Annotated in this window: 11 protein-coding genes and 1 other RNA gene; 3 read left to right on the plus strand and 9 right to left on the minus strand. The window is 59.8% G+C overall.

Features of this window, described 5'->3' with window-relative positions:
- Positions 1-4: 4 nt before the first annotated feature.
- The 9 genes from mraY to rsmI form a co-directional block, all read right to left on the minus strand.
- The gene (mraY, locus tag BLX41_RS10145) at positions 5-1,087 is read right to left on the minus strand and encodes a phospho-N-acetylmuramoyl-pentapeptide-transferase (protein ID WP_102860321.1); all 1,083 of its coding nucleotides are present in this window, start codon (positions 1,085-1,087) and stop codon (positions 5-7) included.
- A complete protein-coding gene (locus tag BLX41_RS10150) occupies positions 1,087-2,454 on the minus strand; it encodes a UDP-N-acetylmuramoyl-tripeptide--D-alanyl-D-alanine ligase (RefSeq protein ID WP_123724769.1) in 1,368 nt (455 codons plus the stop codon). The genes mraY and BLX41_RS10150 overlap by 1 nt, the downstream gene beginning before the upstream one ends.
- On the minus strand, positions 2,447-3,910 hold the full coding sequence (locus tag BLX41_RS10155; protein WP_123724770.1) for a UDP-N-acetylmuramoyl-L-alanyl-D-glutamate--2,6-diaminopimelate ligase: 1,464 nt from the start codon (positions 3,908-3,910) through the stop codon (positions 2,447-2,449). The genes BLX41_RS10150 and BLX41_RS10155 overlap by 8 nt, the downstream gene beginning before the upstream one ends.
- Positions 3,910-5,649 carry a peptidoglycan D,D-transpeptidase FtsI family protein gene (locus tag BLX41_RS10160; protein WP_123724771.1) on the minus strand — a complete coding sequence of 580 codons (1,740 nt, stop codon included), beginning with the start codon at positions 5,647-5,649 and terminating at the stop codon, positions 3,910-3,912. The genes BLX41_RS10155 and BLX41_RS10160 overlap by 1 nt, the downstream gene beginning before the upstream one ends.
- Positions 5,646-5,939: a cell division protein FtsL gene (gene ftsL / locus BLX41_RS10165; protein ID WP_102860317.1), complete on the minus strand. Its 294-nt coding sequence runs from the start codon at positions 5,937-5,939 to the stop codon at positions 5,646-5,648. Before ftsL ends, BLX41_RS10160 begins: the two co-directional genes overlap by 4 nt.
- The gene (gene rsmH / locus BLX41_RS10170) at positions 5,936-6,883 is read right to left on the minus strand and encodes a 16S rRNA (cytosine(1402)-N(4))-methyltransferase RsmH (protein WP_162884089.1); all 948 of its coding nucleotides are present in this window, start codon (positions 6,881-6,883) and stop codon (positions 5,936-5,938) included. The genes ftsL and rsmH overlap by 4 nt, the downstream gene beginning before the upstream one ends.
- Positions 6,880-7,335 (minus strand): division/cell wall cluster transcriptional repressor MraZ, encoded by a 456-nt coding sequence (gene mraZ, locus BLX41_RS10175; protein WP_019693566.1) that lies wholly within the window; start codon positions 7,333-7,335, stop codon positions 6,880-6,882. The genes rsmH and mraZ overlap by 4 nt, the downstream gene beginning before the upstream one ends.
- 308 nt (positions 7,336-7,643) lie before the next feature.
- Positions 7,644-7,997: RNase P RNA component class A (gene rnpB, locus BLX41_RS10180), an RNA gene on the minus strand.
- Between the two features lie 72 nt (positions 7,998-8,069).
- Positions 8,070-8,942 (minus strand): 16S rRNA (cytidine(1402)-2'-O)-methyltransferase, encoded by an 873-nt coding sequence (rsmI, locus tag BLX41_RS10185; protein ID WP_123724772.1) that lies wholly within the window; start codon positions 8,940-8,942, stop codon positions 8,070-8,072.
- 219 nt (positions 8,943-9,161) lie between these two features.
- Between rsmI and BLX41_RS10190 the strand changes: the two genes are divergently transcribed.
- From BLX41_RS10190 to BLX41_RS34970, 3 genes are all read left to right on the plus strand, one after another.
- Positions 9,162-10,973 (plus strand): penicillin-binding protein activator, encoded by a 1,812-nt coding sequence (locus BLX41_RS10190; RefSeq protein WP_123724773.1) that lies wholly within the window; start codon positions 9,162-9,164, stop codon positions 10,971-10,973.
- Positions 10,973-11,344 (plus strand): YraN family protein, encoded by a 372-nt coding sequence (locus BLX41_RS10195; protein WP_123724774.1) that lies wholly within the window; start codon positions 10,973-10,975, stop codon positions 11,342-11,344. The genes BLX41_RS10190 and BLX41_RS10195 overlap by 1 nt, the downstream gene beginning before the upstream one ends.
- Positions 11,345-11,448: 104 nt before the next feature.
- Positions 11,449-11,768, plus strand: a 320-nt coding sequence (locus BLX41_RS34970; protein ID WP_259744677.1) for an SIS domain-containing protein, incomplete at its 3' end; no start/stop codon positions are given.

An 11,768-nucleotide genomic window follows, 5' to 3' on the forward strand; every position in this document is an offset into this window, starting at 1 on the left:
CGTTCTACCTCAGCTTCAGGGTGGCAAGGCCGATCAACACGAGGATCACGGTGATGATCCAGAAACGGACGATCACACGAGGCTCGGGCCAGCCTTTGAGTTCAAAGTGGTGGTGGATCGGTGCCATGCGGAACACACGGCGACCGGTCAATTTGAAGGAAGCCACCTGGATCACCACCGACAGGGTCTCCATCACGAACACGCCGCCCATGATGAACAGGACGATTTCCTGACGGACGATCACGGCGATGGTGCCCAGGGCCGCACCCAGCGCCAGTGCGCCGACGTCGCCCATGAAAACCTGTGCCGGATAGGTGTTGAACCACAAGAAGCCCAGGCCGGCACCGATCAGCGCACCGCAGAAAACGATCAGCTCGCCCGCCCCCGGTACATAAGGAATCAGCAGGTATTCGGCAAACTTCACGTTACCCGACAGGTAGCAGAAGATCCCCAGGGCGCCGCCGACCATCACTGTCGGCATGATCGCCAGGCCATCGAGGCCGTCGGTCAGGTTGACCGCGTTACTCGAACCGACGATGACGAAGTAGGTCAGGACCACGAAACCGATGCCCAGAGGAATGCTCACGTCCTTGAGCATCGGGATCAGCAGGGTGGTTTCCACCGGGCTCTGCGCGGTCATATAAAGGAAGATCGCGGCGCCCAGACCGAACACCGACTGCCAGAAATACTTCCAGCGGCTGGGCAAGCCACGGGAGTTCTTCTCGATCACCTTGCGGTAGTCATCGACCCAACCGATGGCGCCAAACGCCAGGGTCACCACCAGCACTACCCACACATAGTGGTTGCGCAGGTCGGCCCAGAGCAGGGTGCTGATACCGATGGCGGAAAGAATCAGCGCGCCCCCCATGGTCGGTGTACCCGACTTGGACAGATGGGATTGCGGGCCGTCATTACGCACGGCCTGGCCGATTTGCCGGTTTTGCAGAGTACGGATCATCCACGGACCCAGGCACAGCGCCAAAGACAGCGCAGTCAGTACCCCGAGAATCCCGCGCAGGGTCAGGTACTGAAAGACCGCGAAGCCTTTGTAGAACTGTTGCAGGTACTCCGCTAGCAGCAGCAGCATCAATGTTTCTCCGTGCTCGAGCCGCACAAAGCCGCGACGATGTTTTCCATCACCGCGCTGCGCGATCCCTTGATCAAAATGGTGGTATTTGGGTCTTGCTCGACGTCCAGGGCAGCAATCAGATCAGCCTGGCTGGCGAAGTGGCGCGCGTGTTCGCCGAAGGCGGCGACGGCATGAGCCATCATCGGGCCTACGGCGTAGAGGGCCGAAACCTTGCCAGCGGCATACGCACCTACTTCGCGGTGCCCCTGCTCCGCCCACTCGCCCAACTCGCCGATGTCTCCGAGCACCAGGACGGTGCGACCGGAAAAGCCGGCGAGTATATCAACGGCGGCGCACATTGAGGTGGGGTTTGCGTTGTAAGTGTCATCGATCACCCGCATGCCGTTCTTGGCCAGCTGGGCAACGGTGCGGCCCTTGACCGGCTGCACCGCATTCAGGCCGGTGACGATGCCGAACAGCGAGACGCCCATGGCATGGGCCGCGGCTGCAGCGGCCAAGGCGTTGGCCACGTTATGGGTACCAAGCAGGTTCAGTTGCACCCTGTCCGCGCCCTTTGGGCTGTGCAATGTGAAGGACGGGCAACCACGGGCATCACGACCGATATCCGAGGCATGAAAATCTGCTGCGCTGTTGTCCAGGGCAAAACTCAGCACCTGACGACCGGCGGCGCGGGTCTTCCAGATCGGGAAGGCCTTGTCGTCCAGATTGAGCACGGCAATCCCGGCGCTATCGAGCCCCTCGAGAATCTCGCCCTTGGCTTCGACGATTTTCTCAGGGCCGCCGAACTCACCGACGTGAGCCGTACCTGCGTTATTGATGATCGCCACATGGGGACGAGTCATGGCCACGGTGTAGGCGATTTCGCCGATGCGCGACGCACCGAGCTCGATCACCGCAGCAGTGTGTTCGGGGGCCAGCTCCAGAAGTGTCAGCGGCGCGCCCAGGTCATTGTTCAGGTTGCCCCGGGTTGCCAGCACCGGACCACGGGTACGCAGGATGCTGGCCAGCATCTCCTTGACCGTGGTCTTGCCGCTGGAACCGGTCACCGCAGCCACCGGCCGGGTAAAGGCGCCACGATTCAGAGCGCCCAATTGGCCAAGGGCCAGACGGGTGTCCTTGACCAGCAATTGAGGCAGCGTGCTGTCGGGAACTTCACGTTCGACCAACGCGGCTACGGCACCTTTGCCCGCCACTTCGTTCAAGTAGTCGTGACCGTCAAAACGGGGCCCGGTCAGGGCAACGAACAGCTGCCCCGCCTGAATCGCCCGGCTATCGATACTGACACCACTGAAACGCACATCGCCCGCGATCAGGCGGGCGTCCAATGGGGCCGATACTTCACTGAGCAGCAAGGCTTTAAGCATGTGCCACCTCCCATGCAGTCAGGGCCTTGTCGGCTTCAGCAAGGTCGGAGAAGTCATGGCGCTGGCCATTGATCTCCTGATAATCCTCATGGCCCTTGCCCGCCAGAACCACCACATCTTCTGCCGACGCGGCGGCGATCAATCGAGCAATGGCGAGACCACGACCGGCAACAAAATCGACCTTGTCTACCGCGCTGAAACCAGCACGGATATCGTCGAAAATCTGCGCTGGGTCTTCGCTGCGTGGGTTGTCATCTGTTACCAGCACACCATCTGCCAGGCGCTCTACCACTTCGGCCATCAGCGGACGCTTGCCACGATCGCGGTCACCGCCGCAACCGAACAGGCATAGCAGACGCCCCTTGGCGTGAGGGCGCAGGGCCAGCAATACTTTTTCCAGGGCATCCGGAGTGTGGGCGTAATCCACTACCACCAAGGGTTGAGTACCACCACCCAGGCGTTGCATGCGCCCGGCGGGCCCCTCGAGCTTGGGCAGCACGGCGAGAATTTCGTCCAGTGCATACTCCAGGCCCAGCAAAGCGCCGACCGCAGCCAGCACATTGCTTAGATTGAAGCGTCCGAGCAGAGTGCTGCGCAGATGGTGTTCACCCTGTGGAGTCACCAGGGTTGCGCGCACGCCGTCGTCGTCAAAGTGCGCCTCACGGCAGTACAGATAAGCAGAGGCATCCTCGAGGCTGTAGGTAATCAACCGCGATTCGTGCTTGTCCGCTGCCAGTTGCCGGCCGAACTCATCATCGAGATTGATCACCCGGCAACGCAGGTCAGTCCAGTTGAAGAGCTTCGCCTTGGCTGCGCCATAGGCTTCCATGGTTCCGTGGTAATCCAGATGGTCACGGGACAGATTGGTCAGCACCGCAACATCGAAAGCCAGGGCCGCCACGCGCCCCTGATCCAGACCATGGGACGAGACCTCCATGGCCACCGCCTTGGCACCGGCATTCTTCAGGTCAGCCAGGGTCGCCTGCACAGCGATAGGGTTAGGCGTGGTATGCAAACCACTTTCCAGCGCGCCATAGAAGCCAGTACCCAGCGTGCCGACCAAACCGCAACGCTGGCCCAGCAGATCCAGTGCCTGAGCCACCAACTGGGTGACGCTGGTCTTGCCGTTGGTACCGGTCACGCCCACCAGATTCAGTTGGCGGCTTGGATCACCATAAAAGCGTCCGGCAATATCCGACAGTTGCGCCGCCAGGCCCTTGACTGGAATCAGCGGCGCATCGGTCAGCGGCAATACGGTTGCGCCTTCCACCTCATAGGCCACTGCAGCAGCACCGCGCTGCAAGGCGTCGGCAATATGCGCACGGCCGTCAAACTTGGCGCCGGGTACCGCCAGGAACAAATCACCGGCACGTACATTGCGGCTGTCCAGTGTCAACTCGCGGATCAGCAGATCGCGGCCGGCGTGGGCGAAAATCTTGTTCAGGCTAAGAGACATTAGCCGCGCCCTCCATTGGCTCGTACTGGGGTACCGGGCGCCGCATTGGCCTGTTGCGTGGCCGGCAGATTATCCGGAGTGATGTTCATCAGGCGCAGGGTGCCGGACATCACTTTGCTGAACACCGGTGCCGATACCAGGCCACCGAAGTAACCGGCCTTGCTCGGTTCATCGATCACTACAACGATGGCGTAGCGCGGATCGCTCATCGGGCCGAAACCGGCAAACAGCGAACGATAGGAGTTCTCGGCATAGCCCTTGGTGCCTACCGACGTCTTGCGCGCAGTACCACTCTTGCCGGCCACGTGATAGGCCGGGACCTGGGCACGGAACACGCCCCGGGGAGCCTCGATCACCTGCTGCAACATGCCCTGCATGGTTTTGGCGACGTTTTCCGGAATCACCTGAGCGGTTTGCGGCGTCTTGTCGGATTTGATCAGCGTCAGCGGAGCGATCCGACCATTGTTAGCCAATGCGGAAAACGCGTGGACCAGTTGGATCGCGGTCACCGAGAGGCCGTAGCCATAAGACAGGGTCGCGGTTTCAGCCTTGCGCCACTCACGGTAGTTCGGCAGGTTGCCGACTCGCTCGCCCGGGAAGCCTAGGCCTGTGTCCTGACCCAAACCGATCTTCTGCGCCAGACGGAAAATGGTTTCGCCACCGATATCGAAGGCGACCTTACTCATACCGACGTTACTGGAGTTGATCAGAATACCGGTCAGATCGAGCACCGGCCCTTCGGTCTTCGACACGTCACGAATGGTGTACTTGCCCAACTGCAGGGTGCCCGGATAAACCTCGACAGTATCGCTGGGCTTCCAGCGTCCGGTTTCCAGGGCGGCACTCATGGAGATCGCCTTCATGGTCGAACCGGGCTCGAACACGTCGATCATCGCGCGGTTGCGCATCATCGCCGGCTGCAGGTTGCGACGGTTGTTCGGGTTGTAGGTCGGCTGGTTGACCATGGCCAGGATCTCGCCGGTCTTCACGTCCATGATCACCAGGCTGCCGGCCTTGGCGCCGTTTTCGACAATGGCATTGCGCAGTTCACGGTTGGCCAGGTATTGCAGGCGCAGGTCAATCGACAACGCCAAGGGCTTGCCGGCCTTGGCGTTCTTGGTGACCTGGACATCCTTGATCAATCTGCCTCGCCGGTCCTTGATCACCTGGCGCTTGCCGGGAACGCCGGCGAGCCATTCGTCATAGGCCAGCTCGACCCCTTCGCGGCCACGGTCGTCAATGTCGGTAAAGCCAACCATGTGCGCAGTCACTTCGCCGGCCGGATAGAAACGCCGGAACTCCTCGATGCCATAGACGCCCGGCACCTTCAGATCAAGCACAGCCTGGCCCTGCTCCGGAGTCAGGCCCCGGACCAGGTAGATGAATTCCTTATTGGCCTGAGCTTCGAGACGCTCAGTCAGCGCCTTGGGGTCCTGACCAAGGGCCATGGCCAATGCTGGCCAGCGGTCCTTGGCCAACTGCATTTCCTTGGCATTGGCCCAAAGCGTGGTCACTGGCGTACTCACGGCCAGAGGCTCGCCATTGCGGTCGGTGATCAGGCCACGATGGGCAGGGATAGGTATATGCCGGACACTGCGCGCATCGCCCTGCCCCTTGAGGAAGTCACGATCGACCACCTGCAGATCGATAATGCGCCAGCCAATCGCCGACACCATGATCGCCAGCAAGCCCAGCACCACACGGAAACGCCAAGGGTAGAGAGCACCTTCAAGCTTCATGGCGCCACCATGCGAACTTCAGCCGCGCCTGGGATGTGCATCTTCAACTGTTCGGTGGCCAGCACTTCGATCCGGCTATGGGCGGTCCAGGTGCTTTGCTCAAGAATCAACCGCCCCCATTCAGCCTGGGCCTTGTCACGCACACTCAACTCGCCATACAGCGTATTGAGTAATTGACGATTCCAGTGGGCGCTGTAGGTAACCGCAATTGCGGAGACCAAAACGCCAACGAATAGCAGAAGCATGAAAAAGCTTCCGCCTGGAAGAGGCTTGGCGAAGAGCTTGCTCACCGAAGCTTCTCCGCAACACGCATGACCGCACTACGGGAACGGGGATTGGCTTTGAGCTCGGCCTCGGAGGCGAACTGCGCTTTGCCATGAATCTTGATTTTCGGCACAAAGGCTTCGAAACGTACTGGCAGGTTGCGCGGCAGATTGTCGGACTCGCCCTTCACCAGGCGCCGCATGAACAATTTGACGATGCGATCTTCCAGGGAATGGAAGCTGATCACTACCAAGCGACCGCCCACTTCCAGCGACTCCAGCGCTGCCTCAAGGCCTGCCTCAAGATCACCCAGTTCGTTATTCACATGGATACGCAATCCCTGGAAAGCCCGGGTAGCAGGATTCTTGCCCTTTTCCCAGGCAGGATTGGCGACTTTCAATACTTCAGCCAAATCGGCAGTGCGTTCGAAGGGCTGGATTTCACGACGCTCGACCACGGCCCGCGCCATGCGCCCGGAGAAGCGCTCTTCGCCGTACTCCTTGAACACACGGGCAATTTCCTCGACGGGCGCGGTGGCAATGAACTGCGCAGCGCTGATGCCCCGAGTCGGGTCCATGCGCATGTCCAAAGGGCCATCATTGAGAAAACTGAAGCCGCGCTCGGGATCGTCCAGCTGTGGCGAAGACACGCCAAGATCCAGCAAAACACCACTCACCTTGCCTGCGAGGCCGCGCTCCGCGACCTCCGAACCCAGCTCGGCAAAACTGCGCTGTACAACGACAAAGCGGCCGTCTTCGGCCGCTAGCGCTTGCCCGGTGGCAATCGCTTGGGGGTCCTTGTCGAATCCGAGGAGCCGGCCCTCCGTTCCGAGCTTGCTGAGAATCAAGCGGCTATGCCCGCCACGGCCGAAGGTGCCATCCAGATAGCAGCCATCAGGGCGCACGGCGAGAGCCTCGACGGCTTCGTCAAGCAGCACGGTGATGTGGTTAAAGCCGCTATCAATAGTCACAGGATCAAATCACGCAGTTCATCAGGCATGGCGCCCGGTTGTTGAATAGCCGCCAGGTCAGCTGCAGAAACAGCATCCCAGGCATCCTCGTCCCACAATTGGAACTTGTTCAGTTGGCCCACCAGCATCGCGCGCTTATCCAACTTGGCATATTCACGCAGGCGCGGCGGCACCAGAAAACGACCACTGCCATCGAGTTCGAGATCGACGGCATTACCAATCAGCAAACGCTGCAAACGACGGTTCTCTTCGCGAAGCGAAGGCAGTGCGCGCAGTTTGGTTTCTATCAGCTCCCACTCATCGAGGGGGTAAACACACAAACAAGGATCAACGGCGTCGATGGTGACGATTAATTGCCCGGAACTTCGCGAAACGAGCTCGTCACGATACCGGCTCGGCATGGCGAGACGGCCTTTTGCATCGAGACTGATAGCGTTAGCTCCGCGAAACACGTCAGCGTTTCTCCAAATTTTAGCGTTTTGCGCTCAAAAAACCCACTTCATGCCACTTTCCGCCACTTGCGCACACTATAGGAATGCGCCCACACCACCGTCAAGGCGCGCAGCGACGGAAAAGCCTTATAGAACGGAGATTTAGGAGACTAAAAGGAGAGGTAACGAGAATTCGGAGGGCATTCCAGAGCATCAACTTCAGACAGCTCAATAAGCTGCGGCACGAAGTTAAAGTAATTTATTAAGAGTAAGATTTTTTCGGTATTACAAAAACGCTTCTGCTATTGATTCAAGCAGGGAGGGAAAAGGTGGAGAGTCGATCTGTAAGCCGGGTTCTGTCGAGGACAGTCATTCCTCTACGATGGCCATCACTGGACATCTTTAGCAACCTACCCGGTTCCAGCGCGGGCCACGCCTTGGAACCCTATTTGGTCTTGCTCCGAGTGGGGTTTACCTAGCCACGAACTGTTACCAGACGTGCGGTGCGCTCTTACCGCACCTTTTCACCCTTACCGGCACCGAAGTGCTTAGGCGGTTATTTTCTGTGGCACTTTCCGTAGGCTCACGCCCCCCAGGCATTACCTGGCACTCCGCCCTATGGAGCCCGGACTTTCCTCCCCCCTCTAATTTTCATAGAGGGCAGCGACTGTCCAATCGACTCTCCGCCGCGCAGGTTAACGGCAGAGCGCCCCAAGAACAAGCGCTAAAAGCCTTTGGCCACCCTGTGACGCAATTTATTGTTCTTTCTGTTTATTCAGGGCCACCTGATACAGCACATTCTTGCGCTCACCCGTGATCTCAGCCGCCAACGCCGCCGCCCTTTTGAGAGGCATCTCCTTAAGTAACAGATCAAGAATGCGCATCGACTCGCTGCTGATCGCCTCATCACTTTCCGGCGCCGTCCATCCTGCCACCAGCACCACGCACTCACCGCGCTGCTGGTTGCTGTCGGCCTCCACGAACTGGCGCAACTCGGAAAGTGGCAGCCCCTTGAGGGTCTCGAAGGTCTTGGTCAGCTCTCGAGCCAACAGTGCTGGCCGCTCGCCACCAAATACCGCCTCCATATCCTGCAGACACTCAAGAATACGATGCGGCGCCTCATAAAAAATCAACGTGCGAGGCTCCTCCTTGACCAACTCCAAGCGCCCCCGCCGCCCAACGGCCTTGGCCGGAAGAAAACCCTCGAAGATAAACCGATCCGATGGCAGGCCTGCCGCCGACAGTGCCGCGATCAATGCGCAGGCCCCTGGCACAGGAACCACATTGATGCCTGCTGCTCGGGCCTGCCGCACCAAGTGATAACCCGGATCGGAAATCAACGGCGTGCCCGCGTCGGAAATCAAGGCGACATCATCACCCGCCAATAAACGGGTAATGAAACGACTGCCCTCATCACGCTCGTTATGCTCATGACAGGCGGCCAAGGGCGTAGAGATGCCAAAGTGCTGCATCAGACGCTGAGAGTGCCGAGTATCCTCGGCAGCGATAAGGGACACTTCGCGCAACAACTTCAGGGCCCGGGCACTGATGTCGTCCAGGTTGCCGATGGGCGTCGCCACCACATAAAGCGAGCCAGCAGCGGAATTCAAAGGACCTGGAGCAGTCAAAGCGCACACCTCTTGATCGGCAAAAGCACCATTGTAGCGCGTTGAAGCCCTCTCAATATGCCTGGCGATCGTTCAACACCGCAGCCCTTTGTGGCCTTTTATGCACTACAGCAACATTTGCACCCGTTAAATAGACGGTTTATCGCCAGTAACATCGCGCCCCGGCCAGCGCTTGGGTACAATTCCACGCTCATTTGATCGAGTATCAGGAACACTTACATGATCGCTTGCCTGCGGCTGCTTCTTGCCCTCTGCCTGGCTACCCTTTTGGTGGCTTGCGCCAGCTCGCCCTCTTCCAGCCTTGGCGAACTTCCACGGACACCGGATGCCAGCATCGAGCAATTGCTCGAACAGGCCGCCACCAGCAAAAGCCCGGACAAGGCAGCCCTGTTGCGCTTGAGCGCCGCAGACCTGGCATACCGCCAGGGCAACGCCGGACGCGCCGGACAAATCCTCCAGCAAGTGCCGCTGGATCAGCTCAAACCTGCCCAGCAGATCTTCGCCAGCACCCTGGCAGCAGAGCTGGCCATGATTCGCAATCAGCCGAAAGCCGCACTGACTGCGCTGAGCCACCCAAGCCTGCAGCACCTCAGCGAGCTACCTGCAACTCAGCAGATCCGCACCGGCAACGTTTATGCTCGCGCTCTGGAAGCGGACGGCCAGACGCTGGCTGCCGCCAAGCAGCGGATTCTCATCGCCCCCCTGCTGAAAGATGACGCTGCGGCAAAGAACCATGAGGCCATCTGGGTACTGATTGCCGCGCTGCCCACCGACCAACTGCAATCTGCTGGCAACGATGACCTGGCCGGCTGGCTGAGCCTGGCCCTGGCAGTCAAGACCGCCGGCACTCTGGAGCAGCAACAGTCGGCCATTGATAACTGGCGCGCGCAAAACCCAAAGCATCCTGCCGCCATTCAACTGCCACAACCGCTGACCCAGCTCAAAGAGCTGGCTAGCCAACCCGTTTCGAAAATCGCCCTGCTTCTGCCACAAGATGGTCCCTTGGCTTCGGTTTCCAAGGCCCTGCGTGAAGGCTTCATGGCCGCTCACTACCAGGCTCAGCAAGCAGGGCAAAAGCCGCCCAGCATTGAGTTTTACGACAGCTCGCGCTTGAGCTCCCTGGACGACTTCTACCGCAAAGCCCAGGCTGCAGGCGTGCAACTGGTAGTCGGCCCCCTGGAAAAACCACTGGTCAAGCAACTGGCTACACGCTCGCAGCTGCCGATTACCACCCTCGCACTGAACTACAGCGAAGGCGAACAAGGCCCGGCACAACTCTTCCAATTCGGCCTGGCGGCCGAGGACGAAGCCCGTGAAGTCTCTCGTCGCGCCCGCGCCGATGGCCTGCATCGCGCTGCGGCGCTGGTCCCCAAGGGTGAGTGGGGCGACCGAGTGCTCAAGGCCTTCCGCCAGGACTGGGAAGCCAACGGTGGTAGCGTGATCGGCATCGAGCGAGTCGATCAGCCTGTCGCTCTGGCCCAACAGATCGCCGACTTGTTCCGCCTGCGCCAAAGCGAGGGCCGCGCCAAGAGCCTGCAGAGCACCGTAGGCACTCAAGTCGCCGCACAACCGTCGCGCCGCCAGGATATCGAGTTCATTTTCCTCGCCTCCACTCCACAGCAGGCACAGCAGATCAAGCCGACCCTGAACTTCCAGTACGCTGGCGATGTTCCGGTGTATGCAACCTCCAACGTGTTCAGCGCCAGCGGCGATCAGAATCAATACAACGATATGAACGGTGTAATGTTCTGCGAAACACCTTGGCTGCTGGATGCCAATGGCCTTCTGCGCCGCCAGGTCACTGCACAATGGCCACAAGCTGGAGGCAGCCTCGGTCGCCTGTACGCAATGGGTGTCGACGCCTATCGCCTGGCACCACGCCTGGGTCAGCTCAAGGCCCTGCCTGACAGCCGGATCGAGGGCGAGTCCGGCAGCCTGGGCATGGCCGCCGGTCAGCGCATTGAGCGTCAACTGCCCTGGGCCAAGTTCGTCAATGGCCAGGTCACCCGCCTGCCCGACACACCGCGCTAATGCTCCAAGGATCACGCCAGCAAAGCGGAAGAGATGCCGAAAGCCAAGCGCTTCGGCATCTCCAACAGCAAGGGCTGCGCCTGCTGGCGCAGAACTGGCTGTGCAAACGCGGCGAGCTTGATCTGGTCATGCTTGACGGCGATACAGTAGTATTCGTCGAAGTCCGCTACAGACAACACACGCAATGGGGTGGAGCTCTGGGCAGTATCGATGGGCGCAAGCGTCAAAAACTGATTCTTGCCGCGCAGATTTTCCTGCAACGCGAATCACGCTGGTCCAACCACCCCTGCCGTTTCGACGTGGTCGCCATTGACGGCGCCCCGGGTGCAGAAGCCCGTTTGAACTGGCTACGCAATGCCTTTGATAGCTGAAAGACGCCCTCAGGCAGCACCCATTTTCACTCAACTTTTTTGCTCTTTGCTTTGCGGGCTGCACATTCACGTGCCACCAAGCCGCGCCACTTAAGGTCACACAGATGGACATGCAATCCCGAATTCGCCAGCTTTTTCAGGCCAGCATCGACACCAAGCAACAGGCGATGGACGTACTTGCACCGCACATCGAGCAGGCCAGCCAGGTCATGGTCAACGCCTTGCTCAATGAGGGCAAAATGCTCTCCTGTGGCAACGGTGGTTCCGCCGGCGACGCCCAACACTTCTCCTCCGAGCTGCTCAACCGCTTCGAGCGTGAACGCCCCAGCCTGCCCGCCATCGCTCTGACCACCGACAGCTCGACCATCACTTCGATTGCCAACGACTACAGCTACAACGAAGTCTTCTCCAAGCAGCTCCGTGC

The organism is Pseudomonas protegens, assembly GCF_003732485.1.
GTDB classification, from domain to species: Bacteria; Pseudomonadota; Gammaproteobacteria; order Pseudomonadales; family Pseudomonadaceae; genus Aquipseudomonas; species Aquipseudomonas protegens_B.

What these genes read in the sequence shown, in the direction of transcription:
- mraY (WP_102860321.1), bottom strand. Translation starts at nt 1,087, where the DNA reads ATGCTGCTGCTGCTAGCGGAGTACCTGCAACAGTTCTACAAAGGCTTC.
- BLX41_RS10150 (WP_123724769.1), bottom strand. Translation starts at nt 2,454, where the DNA reads ATGCTTAAAGCCTTGCTGCTCAGTGAAGTATCGGCCCCATTGGACGCC.
- BLX41_RS10155 (WP_123724770.1), bottom strand. Translation starts at nt 3,910, where the DNA reads ATGTCTCTTAGCCTGAACAAGATTTTCGCCCACGCCGGCCGCGATCTG.
- BLX41_RS10160 (WP_123724771.1), bottom strand. Translation starts at nt 5,649, where the DNA reads ATGAAGCTTGAAGGTGCTCTCTACCCTTGGCGTTTCCGTGTGGTGCTG.
- BLX41_RS10190 (WP_123724773.1), top strand. Translation starts at nt 9,162, where the DNA reads ATGATCGCTTGCCTGCGGCTGCTTCTTGCCCTCTGCCTGGCTACCCTT.
- BLX41_RS10195 (WP_123724774.1), top strand. Translation starts at nt 10,973, where the DNA reads ATGCTCCAAGGATCACGCCAGCAAAGCGGAAGAGATGCCGAAAGCCAA.